Source organism: Flavobacterium sp. (assembly GCF_031409475.1).
In the GTDB taxonomy this organism is placed as follows: domain Bacteria; phylum Bacteroidota; class Bacteroidia; order Flavobacteriales; family Flavobacteriaceae; genus Flavobacterium.
On the sequence record NZ_JANNXH010000029.1, the window covers coordinates 1 to 19,431 of the forward strand.

Below are 19,431 nucleotides of genomic sequence, written 5' to 3' on the forward strand. Positions count from 1 at the left end.
ATTACCCAAACCAGAATAGCCAAACTCAGTAGCCACACCCGGAACTTGAGTCGCGCTTGCTAACAAAATACCTTGAGATGCTCCTGTAGAAGTACTCGTAATATTAAGTGTTCCTTCGTTAACAATATTTCCTCCCGCAAGGGTTACTACGTTCACCGTAGCATTGTTTACAGTAAGTGTTCCTGATGCAATTGTCAAAGTTGCTCCTGAAGCAGTTCCAAAAGCATTACTAACCGTAAGCTTACCTATCTGACTAGTGCCTGTAAAGGTTGGAGCGAAAAGCGTACTATTATTGTCTACAACAACAAAGTCTACTAAAAATGTTTGACCTGGATAATCATCTCCTACACCAGGTGCGGATTGATTCCAGTTGGCTGCATCTGCCCAAGCGGTAGAAGTACTCCCGTTCCAAGTAAATGTTTCTTGCGCCATTACCGAATTGGCAAACAGACCACAAAAGAATATCATAAAGGAAACCAAATGCCTTTTAGGTTTTTTAATAAAATAATTTTTTTTCATAATATAAATAGAGTTTAGTAATGTATTATTTGCAGTAGTAAGAAATTTTTTAAATCTGTTTGTGCCATTTATTTGATTTAAGTTAAGGATGTTTTCTACTTTAATTTAAAATTCTCGAAAACATCCTTAACTTTTAATGTAACCTAAAGAAAAATTGAACTATTGTTTAATAACTTTAAAAGTTTCTTTAGTATTCTCAATAGTAACTTCCATTAGATAAACCCCTTTTTGTAGATTAGATATACTCAATCTTTTTTGTGTATCATTCACAGCATCACTTAGCACTTTTTGACCTAAAAGATTATAAAGTTCTACTTTACTTATATTTTTAACAGATGATAGATTTACTTCATCGCTTGTTGGATTTGGGTACACTCTAAATTTAAAGTTAGAGAATTGAGTTGTTGCAAGATTTGGATCAAAAGCCAATTGTACTTTTCCTCCTAAACCACCTGGATATACTACAGTCCAACCATTTGGTTTACCCACTACAGAAGCAAATTCGCCTATAACACCACCTTCTGAAAGAAGCGTAGTATTCGTTATAATGATATCTATTGTAGTCAACACGGTTGGAATATAAATTCCTGTTAAATCAAGTGTTGCAGCAGAAATGTCTATGATGTCAAGAGCACCTGTCAATTTCATTTGATCAAAATCTACACCGACAGTGGCACTTGCAGAAGCCTGAATTTTTAACGTACCACGAAATGTCAATAAATCCCCTGCTACTTCACCAAAAGCAGCAATTCCTTTTCCGGTGTCGCCACCAGGTGATAAAACGCTAGTAGCATCTGGTGTAGTAACTCCAGAAACACCAGTCATAGCAGTAATTCCAGTGTTAGTATTAATAGTACCACTGTTTAAGGTAGGTGCGAAAAAGGCATTATTATTATTAGTAACAATCGCCGTGAATATTATTGATGCATCACCAGCACCTGCTCCAGTTTTTGTAAGAGCTGATGCTGCTACTACTGGTGGTCCCACTGAAGCTACTACTACAGGAGGAGTAATAGCATTAGCAGCAACAGTAGCTATAAGGGCAGTACCTGTTGCAGCAACTTTAGCAGAAACTACGGTGTATACATTTAAGTTAGAATCAGTATAGGTTGTTCCAACGGCAGCAGCTGCGGCAATAGGAATTGTAAAAGTGGTTATTTTTAGAATGTTTGCTGGGTTACTTGCAAAATTGATATTCCCTGTACTCGTGTTTACGGTATAAAAAGATCTAAGTTCTTGATCTGTATTTAAGGTTCCAGAGTTGGTTATTCTAGAAGTACCTGTCTGCGTAAGCACATTAAGAGGATTATAAACTTTTGCTCCAAAATTGAAATTAGACCCTTTAAGGTTTAATGTACCGCTATTATTTACGTGCAAATTAGGAGCACCACCGAAAGTTGTCATAATAATTGCTGCACCCCAACTACCTCCATTAGGCAAGGTCTTTAATGTCATAGTACCTGTATTAGTAACATTAACATCAGCAGGTAGCGTCGCTCCTTGATTATTTGAAATACTAATACCTGACGCATTAGAATTTACATCTAAGTCAAAGATTCCATTATTTACAACATTAACTATAGCATTGTTTTGAGCACTAAAAGATAACGGGCTTCTTGCCACTGGACCTTTGATATTAAGAGTCCCATTATTTGTAATAAAACTGGGAATAGATGTTGCTCCAAAGGCATACATCGATAGTATTGGCATTGGATTATTGATATTACTGAATACATTAATAGTTGTTCCTGAAGCTATTGAAACATCAACTCCTCCTCCAGAAGCAGCAATCAATCCATTAACACCTCCTGAAAACGAATCTCCAATATCAAAACCTGTACCACCAAGTATTACTTTACAAGCAGCTAATGCGCCAATTCCTACAGCTCTAAATAAATGAGTATTTGCAGTATTTGTCGCTGATTTTACAGCAGAAAGCAATAAGTTAGTTGTTCCATTAAAAAGAATTTTATACGTAGCGTTACCCGCATTGGCATGAGCACCGTTAAGCATAATACCGCCACTGAACTGGTTTCCTGCAGATGTATCAATTTTTAAAGTCCCGATTCCTGAATAAGTATATTCTGTTGGTGCAGTAGGCACTACAGCCGGAAGACTAAATGTCATACCGTAAGCAGCAACAGTATTATTTGACCCAAAAGTTGCACTATTCGTCCCATTACCTAGAAAACTTTTGATATCTAAATAACCGTTGTTATTAATATTTCCTCCTTTTATCAAAACAGCCTCGTTCGAAGCAGCTTCAATAAAGATTTCAACATCAGCAGGGATTGTTAAAGTAGAACCTGTAATAGCACCTGTTTCATTGCTAATAGTAAGTCCACCTATATAGTAAGAACCAGCAGACAGAGTAGGGTTTCCGCCATTACTAATCAACGCAATATCAACAATGGTTGGTCCGCTTAAAGCTACTTTAGGAGCAGCAAAAGTAAATTGAACATTTGTACCTGGAGTTCCCACTCCAGCAATAGTATTTGAGCTGAGCGTAATTATTTTACTAGTTACATCTATAGCAGTAATGGTGGCACCAAAAGGAATCCCATAACCAGCCACTTTATCTCCAACAGCAATGTCTGTGTTAGCCGCAGTTAAAGTAATATTGGCCACGTTGCCAGCAAATGTTGCTACAGAGGTATTCGCAGGATAATTCCAGTTCCCTGCATTTGTCCAATCATTGTTAACAGCGCCTGTCCAGCCAATGTTTTTTTGAGCAAAAGCAGTATTGCCAAAAAGACCACACAAGGTCAATAAAAAGGCAATACATCCTTTTTTTAAATTTTTGATGCTAGAGTAATTTTTTTTCATAATGAATTAAATTTTTAGGATTTAAAATGCGAAATAGTTTTAATTTGTTTTAAAAAAGTTTGAAAAATTTATGCTTTAATGATTCATTTGAATTAAAATTTAAAAAAAAATCAATTCCTAATGATTGTAAAACAACCCTAAAACAAAGCTTTTTAAAAAAATAAATTAAAATGATTTGTTTTTTGAAAACAGCAAATTCAGAAAAAAAATTAACCCTTTTTTATACTGAGTTCTGACTTATTTCACAACTTCAAAAATAATTCTTTAACACAAATCAATACTTGTCAAATCAACCAATTAGTAGGGGTAAATCAATCAATCGTATATTTAGCCTTGAGATTAAGGGCTTTAAGCCTCGAGGCAAACAAATATTGGACTCTGTTTGTTTTTATTTTTTTTATTAAAAAAAAGCAAACCTCAATAAAAAAATTCCTAAATAATTTTAATTAAAAAGAAATTTTGATTCTAAAAATTTGATGAAAAAGTATATTTTTACAAAGTGAATTCTTACTATATACTCTTTAAACTGTGTATTCAAAAAGACTTAATATGCCTAACAATTGACCCAATCACCCTAATGTATATTTATTTATTTTTTGAACTTTGAGGACCTTTAGAATAGTATTTTTAACGCATTATTTTATGGCGTTTAAATAAGAAATAAAATTTTCAATAAACGCACAACTACACGAATAGGCAAAATTTAATTAGAAAAAAAATGAAAATAAATTACGTTCAAAATAGATTTCAGCATTCATTAACCTTAATCATTGTACTTTTTTTTTCAATATATTTTTACCCTCAAACGAATCTTATTGTCGATTCTGATTTTGAAAACGGAACTATTGCTTGGGATGTTTGGGGTGGCGCGACCAAAGTTTTAAATCCTACAAAATCGGGTAGTTATGCCGTTGCAGCTATTGATAATAGTGGTGTAAACCAAACCATAAGTGAACTTTCGCCTAATACAACATATTTGCTTACAGGATGGCTAAAATCAAGTAACAGCGCAGCTGTGATACTTGGAGTAAGGTCGCATGGAGGAAATGAATTAACCGTGCAAACATCTTCCGTTAACTATGTACAATTATCGCTTAAATTCACAACTGGTCCAGCCAGCACAACAGCCATTATATATGGCTATAATCCTTCTGGTGGTAGTAATACAATGCATATTGACGACTTGTCATTGATTTTAACTTCGGAAACGCCTTATCAACTAGTTTGGTCAGATGAATTTAATCAAAACGGAATAATTAATGCGCTTGATTGGAGTTTTGAAAATGGTTTTGTTCGAAACGAGGAAGAACAATGGTATCAATCTAATAACGCTTTTCAACAAGATGGTTATTTAAAAATAGAAGGGAGAAAAGAAAATGCCATCAATACAAGACTCAATCCAAATTACGTTTCAGGTTCAACAAATTGGAAATTGTCACGCCAATTTATAAATTATACTTCTTCGAGTATAAAGACCGCAGGAAAACAGTCTTGGTTATACGGTAGGTTTGAAATACGAGCCAAAATAACAAATCAAACTGGGACTTGGCCTGCCATTTGGACATTAGGCAACACTTGCGAATGGCCTTCAAATGGAGAAGTGGATATTATGGAAAATTATGGCGGTGCAATTTTAGCCAATTTTGCTTGGGGAACTAATACAAGATGGAGTGCAAAATGGGATACTGTTAAACAAAATGTAATCACAAATTTTGTAAACAATGACCCAGACTGGCTGTCTAAATTTCATATTTGGTCATTAGATTGGGACGAAAACAAAATGAGTATTTATCTTGATAATGTATTATTAAATGAAGTGAATTTAAACACCGTAGTCAACGGAACAGCCAATTGTTCTGGCGAGAATCCATTCAAAAAGAAACACTATTTATTGTTAAATCTTGCTTTGGGTTCCAATGGCGGAAGTGTCACCAACTTAGCTTTCCCTACACAATATTTAATTGACTATGTAAAAGTGTATCAACTGAAATCAAATTTAGCTGTAAACCAAATTGAAAATGAAGTTAAAATTAAAGTATATCCAAATCCAGTAAAAAAAATCTTGACAATTGACTGCCTAAATAGTAAACCAAAATATAAATTATATGATACTTCAGGCAAAGTAATACTTAGTGGCATTGGATCAGAAGTTGATTTAAGCTTGGTAGAAAAAGGAATATATTTTATCAAGATTGAAAATTTAAAGCCCATTAAAATCATAAAAGAGTAATGCGCAAAACTAGAGTATTAATAAACTCATCAAAGAAAATAAAACAACTCCCAATCATAACAAACGCTATTTAAATCATTGATTACTAGAATCAATCAATTTTAATTAAAGAATTGCGACTTAATACACCTTATAATTGACATATTTGTCCCTTCTACTCTCTTGTAACATTTTTTAACTTTGACTCCAAAGTTTGGTTGCTATAATCACAACTCAAAATCCGTTAAAAAATAAACTACATTATCATGAATAAAACCGCATACTTTGGAACACTATTATTTTTGTTACTCGGACAATTTGCTAATGCACAAGATATAGTTTGGACAGGAAGTGCATCAAACAATGATTTTTTTGATGAAGGGAATTGGAAAAATTCAGTTACAAATGCAGTACCTACCAGCGGTGCAATTGATCCAGCTACAGCTATTAATTTACCTTTAAAAATCAATACTGTTGCTACTACAATCACAGCAAACGGAGAAATTAATTTGGGAACAGGAACTCTTGATGTTACTACAGCAACCCTTTCAGGTCAATCATTATCTGGCGCTGGTGGAACTTTAACAGTCAATCAAGGCGGATATATAGAGTTGAGTGACGCTACACCATTTAAAACAACAACACCAAAAGTACAAATCAATTTTACTTCTGGTATTGGATGGGTAAAAACCTTAAATACCTCAGCTAGAATTATTTCGCTTAGTAATTTAGGGCAAATAAAAGTAAATGGAATTGCTTCTTCTTATACTTCAAATTTACGTTTAGATAATTATTACCTCAAAGGATGTGTGATTCGATCTAATGAAGCGACCACATCACCACTGACCGTTTATGACAGCGGAAACTTGCAAGGAAACTCTGGGCTAATTACTGTAAACACCATTCATAGCGGTGATGCAATTACTAGTACTATGAATAACAAAATAGAATCTTTTATACTAAAAAAAGGGTTTATGGCCACATTTGCTGACGAAGCAAATGGAACTGGAAGTAGTAAAAATTACATTGCTTCTGAGAGTGATTTAGTAATCAACGTTTTCCCTAAACTATTACAAAACTCTATTTCATTCATTCGTGTTTTACCTTGGAACTGGGTTACCAAAAAAGGAAGAAATAATACAGGCATCGATTTAAACACTTCTTGGCGTTACCAATGGAATCATACTGAATCAAGTAGTGTAAATTGGGAATTTGCCCCTATGTCTTGGGGTCACGGAACCACCACTGACGGAGCTATTGCTGGGTTTGTTGCGAAATACGGTAGCCCTTATATTATGTCATTTAACGAGCCCGATGATTGCGATGCGCAATCAGGACAGTATGGATTTGTTGGCTCTCCGAAATTATGTGTTATTGATGAAGCTGTAAAACTACATAAAAGCTTTATGAAAACCGGAATGCGAATTGTATCTCCTGGCGGAAGAGAAGAAGCTCCTTTTGGTTGGTTAGAAGAATTTTACAACAAAGCAAAAGCTCAAGATATTAGGATAGATGTCATTGCGGTTCACTGGTATGATTGGGGAAGCAATCCTGTTGCAAACCCTAATCCAACTGCGCTGCAAGTTTTTAATCGGTTTAAAGCCTATCTTACTAATGTGCACAATAAGTATGGTTTGCCAATATGGATAACCGAATTTAATGCAAACCCAGCACGATCACAAGCTATAAATGCAGGATTTTTAGCCTTGGCTATGCCTTATTTAGAAAGCTTAGAGTATATCGAAAGATATTGTTGGTTTCCTTATAACACAGGTACACATTTCTATACAACACTTGATGCAGCTGCGACTACTTTGAGTCAAGTTGGAACTATCTATAAAAACATAAATAATACTACACCTGTAGCTTCAACACCATCCATTCCCGAAGCTACTGTAGATGCAAATAACAATTTAAATTTACTAACCTATCCTAATATTGCCCTAAATAAACCTGCCACGGCAAATTCCTCTTATTCTCCATCCTATTTACCCTCGAATGCAGTTGATGGCGATATAACTACTGCCTCTTCGCAGTGGTTTGTAAACTTTGGAGTGTCTGGTGATGTTAATTATACTCCTTTACCTGCTTGGATTGAAATTGATTTACAAGGGAGTTATACTGTTGACAGTTTTAGAATTATTGAATTCTCAAAGGCTTTGAAAGACTTTCGTTTTGAAGTTTGGGATGCAACATTAAACTCTGGTGCTGGTGGTTGGGCAAGTGCTTTGACTGTAACCGGAAATCCTGCTTCACCATTAACAACCTTCAAGTCAATTTCGCCTGTAACAACAACAAAAGTGAGATTATACATAACGGCACACAATAGCACTGGTTACATGAGAATGTTTGAATTAGAAGTATATGGAAAGGCTATACAAACACTTGATGTGAAACAATATGAAAAACAAGGCTTTAAAGTATATCCAAATCCAGTTTCAAACGGAATACTAAATATTAATGGCAATCAAGAAGTGCAAACCGTTGAAGTATATTCGATTTTAGGAGCCCAAATAAATACTCCTTTTGAAAATGGTCAATTACTAGTAAATGATTTAGCGCCAGGTATCTATTTTTTAAGAATCAACAAGAGTTACAGTGTAAAATTCATAAAAAAATAACAATAATAGAATGAGGCTGTGAACTCATTAAAAGAATTTAGTTTTTAACTCTAATTTCTGTTTTGGATACGATTTTCTATCGAAAAAAGTTTTTAAACCAATTAATAGATAAACGAAAAAATCGAAATTAACTAAATCCAGTTAGGATTTTATTAAATTAAATATTCATAATAATGAACAAAATTGTACACTTTGGAACTTTTTTATTTTTGTTGATTGGGCTTTTGTCCAATACGGTAATGGGGCAAACCAACTATGTTTGGAATGGAACTACTGGTAGCTGGGCAACAGCTACCAATTGGACACCCAATGGTGTTCCTGGAACAAATTCCGGAGATACTGCTACGATTAGCAACGGTGGAACTCCTAGCATTGGTGATGGTATTACACCTATAAGCTATACATTAGCTAGAGTGACTATTACAAACGCCACCGGCTCTTTGTCAGGCTCTACCTTGTCAATCAATCCTGAAGCTATTCTTGCATTAAGTAGCAGTACGGCGGCGGTTATTACCTTAAACGGCGGGAACATTGTCAATAACGGAACATTAAGTGTCACTAGTACCAGTACCGCTGCTAGCATAGGAATTACTTGTGCAACTCCTACTAATCCTCCTACAATAAGTACACCAACTACTTATGGATATTCAGGAAGTGGCACTTTGAGCATTAATGTTAGCGCTTCTTTTACTGCTAACAGTTCTGCAGTGGCTGTTACTTCTCTTAATGCAAATACTACTTATCAAATGCTTTTTAATGCGGCAACTACAACAATTAATCTGTCTTCTACTCCTAATGCAGCCATTCCTCCTGTTTTAACGGCTTCCTATGCTATTAGAGCCACAGGAGGAACACTAGATTCTCCATTAATTATTGGAGGAACTGGTTTTACGATTGGTGGTGTAAATGGTGGATTATTATCGCTGGGAAGTCAATCTACTGTTACGGTAAACGCAGGAACGACCCTTACATTGAATAGTTCAAATACGAATGTTACTAATGGTATTCTAGGTGGAAATTCTACGGCTACTCCTACACAGTTCACAAATAAAGGAACTATCAACATACTTGGCGAAACACTAAGAAACGGATTAGCATTCAATACAAATTCAGCAGCGGCTGGAGACGATAGAAAAATAAGAATCATAAACGATGGTGTTTTAAACGTTGATATCATCGCTTCTAGTCCTACTGCTTCTGGGGTAAGTTATGCAGCCTTTGCTATCACTGATCCATCCGCTGGCGTAGGTAATCCAACAGGTAGTTTGGTTGACGTTGTTAATAATGGTACTCTTTCCTTAAAAAACTCTTCTAATGCACTTTCAACCGGTTTTGCTATATGGGGAACTGCAGCTGGTCAGGGAGCTGAATCAAAATTCACAAACAATGGTGTTTTCAACCTTTCGAGTACAGTAAATAGTGCATATCAACGAGTTGCAATTGTCAACAACAACGTTTTAAATTCAAACGGTCCTATAACACCTAGTAGAGGACTTATTAATAATACTAGTGGCACTATTAATTTTACGAATTCTCCTGCTAATTTTAGTGTGCTTGCAATTGTTGCAGCTACTGCTGGTGCAACCTACACTGATGATAACTTAAATGTTTATACTATTAGTGCTAACAAAATTTCTGGTACAGGGACACGTTTACTAGCGTCGTTAACAAATGCAATAAGCACTGTTCTAGCAACAGGAAGTCTTACTCTTGTTAGTGGGACAGGAGATGAAACAATTGCATATACCGCAGTGGGAACACTAGCAAATGCGATAACATTTGGTAGTGCTACTGTTAGTAATCCAAACAGCGGTGTTATTAATACTGGTAGAGGAACAGGTTCAAATTTAAGTGTTATTTCATACGTTTCAGACACATCAACTGGAACTATCTCGCCAGGTGGTTCCACTGGTAATGGAATTGCTCATTTTTCAAGAACTGCTGCTTTTCTAGATGCAACTTTCCCTGAAGTAACATTATCCGGAAAATTAACACTTCAAATATCTGGTAGTACTGCCGCAGGAGTTGATTTTGATCAAATTACCAATTCCGCAACAAATGGAGGATTTGATATATCAGCTGCAACATTAGATATTACCTCTTTATACACTCCTATCAGCAGTACAGTAATCCCTATCGTTACTACATCTGGAACAGGTACTATAACAGGTACTTTTGCGAGTATAACCGGTCTAACATCAGGATGGACAATATCCTATGCATCACCGACATCAGTTAATTTAGTATATACTGTCATTGTAATACCAACAGTTTGGACAGGTACGGCCAATAATGACTTTTTTAATGAGGCAAACTGGAGAGACTCAGTAACTAATATTGTCCCAGCTGCAAATACAATCAATCCAAGTGAAAATATAAATTTGCACTTGCAAATCAATAGTGCTGCGACTACTATTACAAGTGGAGTAATTCAATTTGGTAGTGGAAGCCTTGCTGTTGGTTCCGCAAACCTTACCGCTACTTCATTATCAGGAGGAACTGTAACAATAAATGAAGCTGCTTATGTAACATTAAGCAGTGCTACACCTTTTCTAAATAATGTACAAATCAACTTCACATCTGGAATTGGATGGATAAAAACACCTAATTATACCGCTAGTGCTGTATCTGCTGGTAATTTGGGACAAATAAAAGTAAATAGTAGTGCTGCAGTTTATGCAACGAATCTACGACTGGATCATTATTACCTCAACGGCTGCGTAATCAGGGCAAATCTAGCTGCAACAGCACCATTGACTGTTTATGACAGTGCAAATTTGGGTGGGAGTTCGGCTGCAATTACGGTAAACTCTGTACATAGTAATAGTGCAATCGCAAACAATATGAACAATAGAATAGAATCTTTTATACTGAAAAAAGGATTTATGGTCACTATTGCTATTGAAGATGATGGTACTGGAAAAAGTAAAAACTATATCGCCTCAGAACAAGATTTAGTGATTAACGTACTGCCGCAAACATTACAAAATTCAATTTCATTTATCAGGGTAATGCCTTGGAATTGGGTTACTAAAAAAGGCTTCAATGCACCAGTTGATTCTAACCTTGACGTATCCTGGCGCTATCAATGGAATCCTAATCAGTCTTCTACTCTTGATTGGGAATTTGCGCCAATGGCTTGGGGTCATACTAGTGCAAATGACCCGGCGGATGTAGCATTATTCATTGGGAAATATAACAGTCCTTATGTAATGTCCTTTAACGAACCTGATGATTGTGGCGGACAATCTGGTCAGTACGGTAATTTATGTCAAACTGATGTTGCAGTAGGGTTACATAAAAACTTGATGAAAACAGGAATGCGAATTGTGTCTCCAGGGGGAAGAGAAGAAGCCCCTTTTGGATGGCTTAAAGAATTTCATGATAAAGCAACTGTTCAAGATATAAGAGTTGATGTAATAGCTGTACACTGGTACGATTGGGGAAATAATCCTGCAGTCAATACCAACCCTACTGCTCTTCAAGTTTTTAACCGATTTAAAACCTATCTTACCAACGTTCACAATTTGTATGGTTTACCGATTTGGATAACAGAATTTAACGCTAATCCTGCCCGTTCACAAGCTATAAATGCCGGTTTCCTTGAATTGGCTTTGCCTTACTTAGAAAGCTTAGAGTATATCGAAAGGTATTGCTGGTTTCCTTTTAATACTAATACCCACTTTACAGGCTGGAACGATGCGACTAATATGCCTTCAAATACTATACCAACGCTAGTGGGCACAATTTACAAAAACATTAATAACACAACACCTGTAAATTCTAGTCCTTCAATTCCAGAAGCAACAGTAAATGCGAACAATAGCCTGGATTTATCTAATAATCCCAACGTGGCTTTAAATAAACCCGCAACTGCGAGTTCAGTCTATTTGTCAAATGTAGCCTCTGATGCAGTAGATGGAGATACAACCTCAAGCACATCACAATGGCAAGTAGAATTCGCAACCAGACCATTACCCGCTTGGATTGAAGTAAATTTACAAGGTAGTTTTACCATTGATAGTTTCCGTATTTTTGAAGGCTCTAATGCAGTTAGGGACTTTAGATTTGAGATTTGGGATAGCACATTAAATTCAGGAGCTGGTGATTGGGTTAGTGCCTTAACAGTCATAAACAATTCAACCGCATTAATTACATACAGGACAATTACGCCAGTTTCTACTACAAAAGTAAGGTTATTTGTTACTCGACATTACAATGCTACCTTTTTAAGAATGTTTGAACTAGAAGTTTATGGTTTGAAAAATAATCCTACTTGGACTGGAGGAACAAGTACAGCTTGGACAACTGCAACAAACTGGTCTACGGGAATAGTACCTGATCAATTTACTAATGTTTTAATTGCTGGAGGAGCGACATTTCAACCTACAATTTCGGCTACTACAACCATTAACTCTTTGACTATTGCAACTGGAGCCGCGCTAACTGTAACCGCACCAAATTTAACCGTTAAAGGAGTAATTGACAATGATGGAACAATGAGCGTGGCGAACAACTCCAACCTAATTCAAGGAGAAGAATTTTATCCAAACACGGGAAATGTTAGTATCAATAGAAACAGCAGTGCTTTAAGTCGTTTGGATTACACGATTTGGTCTTCACCAGTTGAAAATCAAAATTTATTGGCTTTCTCTCCAGCGACTTCATTAAATCGGTTTTACAACTATAATCAAACTTCCAACTTATATAATGCCGTGGCAAGTCCATCGACTACAGTGTTTGGATTGGCTGCCGGCAATTTAATTCGTATGCCAAATACGCATCCTACCTCTCCAACAGTATGGAATGGAACTTTCACAGGAGTACCTAACAACGGAACTATTACAAGAGTAGTGACCTATAAAAATGAAGCTCCTCTTAATTATGGTTACAATATGATTGGAAATCCGTATCCATCAACCCTAAATGCGAGTGCGTTTATTGTTGAGAATACTACAAAAATTGAAAGTACCTTGTATTTCTGGAGAAAAACGAATGGTGCACTAGGTTCAGCATATGCTACTTGGATTAATGGTATAGGTGGAACGGCTTCAGGTGCTGGTAGCGCAGTACCCAATGGAACTATTCAAGTAGGTCAAGGGTTTTTCGTGAGAGCAAAACCTGGAACTAATCCAGCTCTTTTGACCTATAATCAGACCTTAACCTTTAATAATACTATGCGTTTAGGAAATACAAGCACACAGTTTTTCAAAACCAAACAAGAAACGAAAGACCGCGTCTGGTTGAACTTGACCAATACTTCAGGCGTTTTTAGTCAAGCCTTGATAGGTTACGTGCCTAGTGCCACTACAGGTGTAGATGATTTTGATGGAAAATATATCAATGACAGCCCTATTGCGTTGACCTCGAATATCAACAACGAAGAATATACCATTCAGGGTCGTCCCTCATTCGACCCTGCTGATGTGGTTGTCTTAAACTTCAAAACGGATTTAGCTGGAGAGTATACTATTGCCTTAGACAACTTCGAAGGTACTTTTTCTATGGGTCAAGATGTTTATTTAGTTGACAGCAAAACTGGAACTGAAACAGATTTGAAAGCTTCGGCATACACCTTTACTGCCGCAGCAGGAGTAGATAATGCTAGATTTACATTAAAATACCAAAAAACATTAAAAGTGATTGATTCCGAATTTAATGAAAACAGCGTAAGAATATATAAAAACAACGCAACGTTTTATGTTAACTCAGGAGTAGTTCCCATAAGCAACATCAAAGTGTATGACCTTCAAGGAAGGCTAATAGCAGAGCAAAAGAACCTGAAAGCGAATACTGCGGTAATCAAGGATTTGAAAGCTACTCATCAAGTTCTGATTGTTAAAATTACAGGCGAAGATAAAAATGTGGTTACTAAAAAAGTAGTGAATTAACCCGTTGATTGTAATCAATAGAAAGCTCAATTATTAATGAAATTAAAAAAATAGGCCTGTATTAAGACCGTTTTATGTTTTTAAAATATAATTAATTAAACCCGTTGTGTGTAATTATTAAATTTTTAGAAATAGTAAAAATTGAAACGCATAGAATCATAGAAAAAAGAGTTAGATAGACCGTGTCTTGGATTCACATAGTTATGATTTACTAAAATTAAGCGAAGCGTCTTGGGGAAATCAATAAAAAACTATGTTCCTACCTGTCGGCAGACAGGTCTATGCGTTTCAAAAAAAATATAAATATAATTATGAATAAAATAGCAAGCTTTGGAACATTAGTATTTTTGTTCATTAGCCTTTTTGCTAAATCTCAAACTATTGTCTGGACTGGTGTCTCAAATAGTGATTTTTTTAATGAAGCAAACTGGAAAGACTTGGTAACGAATGGTGTTCCAGCTGACAATGCAATTAATCCCAGTCAAAACATTAATTTGGTATTGCAAATAAATGTAGCTACAACTATTTCAGCCAATGGAATAATCCAATTGGGTACAGGAAGTCTTGCTGTTGGTTCTGCAAACCTCACCGCCACATCATTGTCAGGTGGAAATATAACCATTAATACCGAAGGATATGTAGATTTAACAAGCACCTCTCCTTTTCAAAATAATGTGCAAATCAATTTTACATCTGGAATTGGGTGGATACGAACCTTGAATTATAAAACTACAGCTGTTTCCACTAACAATTTGGGGCAAATAAAAGTGAATAATAGCCCTTCTGTTTACAAAACAAATTTACATTTAGATAATTATTACCTCGACGGCTGTGTGATCAGAAGTAATATAGCTTCAACAACTCCTTTGACTGTGTATGACAGCACTAATTTACAAGGAAATTCGGCTTCAATAACGGTAAATACTATTCACAGCGACAATGCCATTGGTAATTCGATGAACAATAAAATTGAATCTTTTATATTAAAAAAGGGGTTTATGGTCACTTTTGCCAATGAAATGGAGGGCATCGGAAAAAGCAAAAACTACATCGCCTCCGAAGGTGATTTGGTAATTAATACACTTCCTAAAGCATTACAAAATTCCATTTCATTTATCCGAGTATTGCCTTGGAATTGGGTTAGTAAAAAAGGAATTGGGGGGTTAATTACAGGTTTAGATGAAAATTGGTACTATAGATGGGCTAATGTCGGAGAATCAACTGTTGAACGAGAATATGCACCAATGAGTTTTGGTCTAAGTGGAGCAAACGATGCTTCGGATATTACTTTATACAAAGGAAAATACAAAGCAACACACGTTATGGGATATAATGAACCTGATAATTGTACTGGTCAAGGAGGGACAAATGGAGGATGTATTATTGAAAATGCTGTAGGAACCTATCAAAATTTAATGAAAACCGGATTGCGTTTGGTATCACCTTCTTGTACAGAAGGGGCTGCATTTACTTGGTTGAAAAATTTTCACACAAGGGCTATTGAGTTAGATGTTCGTATTGATGTGATAGCAGTTCACTGGTATGATTGGGGATCTAATCCTACTGTGAATGCCAATCCTACTCCTGAACAAGTTTTTAATAGATTTAAAACCTATCTAACCAATGTACATAATTTATATGGTTTGCCTATTTGGATAACAGAGTTTAATGCCAATCCCAATAGGACAGGTAGTGTAAACCTAGAATTTATGAAACTTGCACTACCCTATTTAGAAAGCCTTAATTATATAGAACGATATGCCTGGTTTCAACCCAGTTCTGGTGTGGCAAATTACTTTGATGCCGGTGGAAATTATACTGCAGCAGGGATTTATTATAAAAATCATTTTTCCACCGCAGCTATTCCTGAACTGACTGTAAATGCAACAAACAATTTGAATTTAGTAGATTATCCAAATGTTGCAATGAATAAAACTGCAACTGCAAGCACGACCTATTCTCCATCCTATTTGCCAGTTAATGTAATTGATGGAGATAAAACCACATCGCAGTGGATTCTGAACTTTGGAGTTTCTGGAGATGTCAATTATGTCCCTTTGCCTGCTTGGCTCGAAGTGGATTTACAAGGTAGTTTTACAATTGATAGTTTTCGCATTATTGAAGCGACTAAAGCATTAAAAAACTTTAGATTTGAAGTTTGGGATGCTGCATTAGCCTCAGGTTCTGGTGCTTGGTCTAATGTTCTAACAGTTACAGGGAATCCTGCAACTCCAGTAACCACTTATAAAACATTTACTCCAGTAACCACAACAAAAGTAAGGCTCTATATCACTGGGCATAATAGTTTAGATTATATGAAGCTACTTGAATTTGAAGTATATGGAGTAGCTTCTGCAACTCTTGGAGTTACACAATTTGAAAAAAATCTACCCTTTACCGTCTATCCAAATCCAGTCGTGAATGGAATTTTAAATATAACTGGTAATCAAGAAGTGAAAACCGTTGTTGTTTATACTATTTCGGGGGATAAAATAAATACTCATTTTGAAAGGGGACAGCTACAGGTTAATGATTTAGCAACTGGGGTTTATTTTTTAAGAGTCAATAATAAATATAGCTTTAAATTCATAAAAAAATAATAGTTGTAAAAAAGATATTTTGAAAATCAATATAATAAATAGTATGAAAAAAATTACTCTCCTTATTCTCTTGCTTTCAATCTCGGGATTTTCACAATCAAAGTCAACTGCTATTATAGCTTTAAACGCTGATATGACTGCCCAATTCACTTTAGATAATGCAACATCCAAAGTTTCATTAGTGTTAACTGGCCCTTCGGATAAGTGGTCTTCATTAGGATTAGGAACTGCTTCTTCAACCACGAGCGGAGATGCTTATGTATATACAACATCGGTTACTGATGGAACTACCAGTCCGACCAACACGAATCAAGATTGGAATACTATATCTAATACTGTTACTTCGGGTAGAAGAACAATAACTTTAGAAAGAACCCTTACTAATTCAGACCTTAATGATTTGCAATTGGCTTTTGACACTACAAATTCTATAGATGTAGTTTGGTCTCGATCGGGTTCAGCCATTGCACCTGCTCCTAATGTCAATCGAGGTTCTCTTAACGCTACTTTTACAACTACTTTAGGGGTTAATGATGTTTCTCTAAATGATGAAATGCTACTTTATCCAAACCCAACTTCTGGTGAGTTATTCATTAAAACTAAAACTAATTTATCCAAGATTAATATTTATAATCAAACTGGTGCGTTGGTTAAAACTATACTAATTAAAGATAATTCAAACGAAGTTAAAGTAAACGTGAACGATTTGCCAAAAGCTTTTTACCTTTTTGAATTGCAAAACGATTCCGAAAAAACTTGGAAAAAAATACTGGTAAACTAATTAATTTGAAAAAAAATTACAATGAAAATATTAATTAAATACTTTGCCCTTCTTATTTTGTTACTATTAGCAACAACTGCCTTTTGCCAAGTAAGATTGCCTAAATTAGTAAGTAATGGTATGGTTTTACAACGTGATGCCAACATTAAAGTTTGGGGTTGGGCAGCTCCCAATGAAGCTATTTCTATAGATTTCATCAATGTAAACTATCAAGTTCAAGCAAATAGTAACGGAAATTGGGAATTGCAATTGCCAGTTTTAAGTGCTGGAGGTCCTTACACGATGACATTGACAGCAAGCAATACCATTACAATAAGTGATATTGTGATTGGCGATGTTTGGCTTTGCTCTGGTCAATCGAATATGGCTATGGCTATGTCAGGAGTAGCGAGTACTTACCCAACAGATGTCAGTAACTCAACCAATGATTTTATACGGAATTTTAATGTGCCTAGAGAATATGAATTTAATACGCCAAGAACAGATTTAACCGATGGTTATTGGATGAAAGCCAACCCTACTGATGTATTAAAATTTTCGGCTGCGTCCTATTTTTTTGCCAAGGCACTTTATGAAAAATACCAAGTGCCTATTGGCTTGATTCATGCTAGTTATGGAGGAACACCAATACACGCTTGGATGAGCGAAAAAGCCTTGAAAAATTTCCCAGAAACCTTAGCTGAAATTCAACTATTAAAAGATCCAACTTACGTTAACAATATCGTACAAAATGATATTACCCTGGAAAACAATTGGAACACTACGCTAAAAAACAATGACGCTGGAATAAAAAATAATTGGAAATCTAATGCTACAGATGCATCAACTTGGGCAGATATTACAGTTGGGTTTACCAAAAAAGATATAGGTTCGGTTTGGTATAAAAAGGATATCATTGTTAGTAGTCAAACTGCCTCTAACCCTTCGCTTTTGCAGTTAGCCATTCTTATTGAAGAAGATGAAACCTATGTAAACGGTATACTCGTAGGTTCCACAAATAATCAGTATGCCATCAGAAAATATAACATTCCTGCCAATACATTTGTAGTAGGCAAAAACACGATTACCGTAAGACTTGTAAATAACAGCTTAACAGGAGGTTTTTACGGTTCTACTTTTCAATTAATAGGTACTAATGAAACTATAAATTTAGCAGGAACTTGGAAAACTAAAGTAGGTTATGCTATGCCAACTTTAGCAACTCCGATTAATTTATTATTGAAGCCTACTGCTTTGTACAATTCGATGATAGAACCCTTGAAAAACTATGTTATGAAAGGAGCTATTTGGTACCAAGGCGAAGGAAATACAGGTAAACCATCTCTGTATTCCATCTATTTACGTTCGATGATTGAAGATTGGAGAACCCTTTTTAACAATCCAACGATGCCATTTCTATATGTTCAATTACCTAATTATCAAGCAGTAGTAGCCAATCCAGTTGAAAGTAACTGGGCACTTTTGAGAGAATCACAATTAAAAACTTTATCAGTTCCTTTCACAGGAATGGCAACAACTATAGATGTTGGAGATGCTAACAACATTCATCCTGTTTATAAAAAACCTGTAGGAATACGCTTAGCACTTGCTGCTCAAAGAGTAGTTTACAACAACCAACTAGTTGTTTCTTCTGGTCCAATGTACGAATCAATGAAAATTGTCAACAACACTATTGAGCTAACTTTTAATACTCTAGCAAGTCTCTTGAAATTCAAATCAACAGGAACGCCAGTAGGAACTCATACCAATTTTGCCATTGCAGGAAGTAATAAAGCTTTTTCTTGGGCACATGCCAGAATAGAAGGTAACAAAGTGATTGTCTGGAATGACGCCATACCTAATCCAATAGCTGTCCGTTATGCTTGGGGACAAAACCCAGCAGGAGAAAAATTATTTAACACCGAGGATTTACCTGCATCTCCATTCAGGACTGACTCTTGGACAATAGGGAAGCAATATTTTTTAATTAATTACAATTAAAAAA

General features: G+C 35.6%; 8 protein-coding genes. 6 read left to right on the plus strand and 2 right to left on the minus strand.

What is annotated here, in order from left to right; all coding sequences use genetic code 11:
• Together RMO53_RS05605 and RMO53_RS05610 are read right to left on the minus strand one after the other, a co-directional pair.
• Positions 1 to 519 (minus strand): hypothetical protein (locus tag RMO53_RS05605; protein ID WP_310378818.1); only part of this gene is annotated, 519 nt, incomplete at its 3' end.
• 159 nt (positions 520 to 678) lie between these two features.
• The gene (locus RMO53_RS05610; protein ID WP_310378819.1) at positions 679 to 3,345 is read right to left on the minus strand and encodes a T9SS type A sorting domain-containing protein; all 2,667 of its coding nucleotides are present in this window, start codon (positions 3,343 to 3,345) and stop codon (positions 679 to 681) included.
• A gap of 718 nt (positions 3,346 to 4,063) precedes the next feature.
• Between RMO53_RS05610 and RMO53_RS05615 the strand changes: the two genes are divergently transcribed.
• From RMO53_RS05615 to RMO53_RS05640, 6 genes are all read left to right on the plus strand, one after another.
• The gene (locus RMO53_RS05615; protein WP_310378820.1) at positions 4,064 to 5,575 is read left to right on the plus strand and encodes a family 16 glycosylhydrolase; all 1,512 of its coding nucleotides are present in this window, start codon (positions 4,064 to 4,066) and stop codon (positions 5,573 to 5,575) included.
• Between the two features lie 245 nt (positions 5,576 to 5,820).
• Positions 5,821 to 8,175: a glycosyl hydrolase gene (locus tag RMO53_RS05620; RefSeq protein WP_310378821.1), complete on the plus strand. Its 2,355-nt coding sequence runs from the start codon at positions 5,821 to 5,823 to the stop codon at positions 8,173 to 8,175.
• 173 nt (positions 8,176 to 8,348) lie between these two features.
• Positions 8,349 to 14,066 (plus strand): glycosyl hydrolase, encoded by a 5,718-nt coding sequence (locus RMO53_RS05625; protein WP_310378822.1) that lies wholly within the window; start codon positions 8,349 to 8,351, stop codon positions 14,064 to 14,066.
• A 311-nt stretch (positions 14,067 to 14,377) separates the two neighbouring features.
• A complete protein-coding gene (locus tag RMO53_RS05630) occupies positions 14,378 to 16,666 on the plus strand; it encodes a glycosyl hydrolase (protein ID WP_310378824.1) in 2,289 nt (762 codons plus the stop codon).
• A gap of 43 nt (positions 16,667 to 16,709) precedes the next feature.
• On the plus strand, positions 16,710 to 17,447 hold the full coding sequence (locus tag RMO53_RS05635; RefSeq protein ID WP_310378826.1) for a T9SS type A sorting domain-containing protein: 738 nt from the start codon (positions 16,710 to 16,712) through the stop codon (positions 17,445 to 17,447).
• 21 nt (positions 17,448 to 17,468) lie between these two features.
• On the plus strand, positions 17,469 to 19,427 hold the full coding sequence (locus RMO53_RS05640; RefSeq protein WP_310378829.1) for a sialate O-acetylesterase: 1,959 nt from the start codon (positions 17,469 to 17,471) through the stop codon (positions 19,425 to 19,427).
• Positions 19,428 to 19,431 lie beyond the last annotated feature (4 nt).

Bases quoted from the DNA above. Each gene is read 5' to 3' on its own strand.
- RMO53_RS05610 (WP_310378819.1), bottom strand. From the start codon at position 3,345: ATGAAAAAAAATTACTCTAGCATCAAAAATTTAAAAAAAGGATGTATT.
- RMO53_RS05615 (WP_310378820.1), top strand. From the start codon at position 4,064: ATGAAAATAAATTACGTTCAAAATAGATTTCAGCATTCATTAACCTTA.
- RMO53_RS05620 (WP_310378821.1), top strand. From the start codon at position 5,821: ATGAATAAAACCGCATACTTTGGAACACTATTATTTTTGTTACTCGGA.
- RMO53_RS05625 (WP_310378822.1), top strand. From the start codon at position 8,349: ATGAACAAAATTGTACACTTTGGAACTTTTTTATTTTTGTTGATTGGG.
- RMO53_RS05630 (WP_310378824.1), top strand. From the start codon at position 14,378: ATGAATAAAATAGCAAGCTTTGGAACATTAGTATTTTTGTTCATTAGC.
- RMO53_RS05635 (WP_310378826.1), top strand. From the start codon at position 16,710: ATGAAAAAAATTACTCTCCTTATTCTCTTGCTTTCAATCTCGGGATTT.
- RMO53_RS05640 (WP_310378829.1), top strand. From the start codon at position 17,469: ATGAAAATATTAATTAAATACTTTGCCCTTCTTATTTTGTTACTATTA.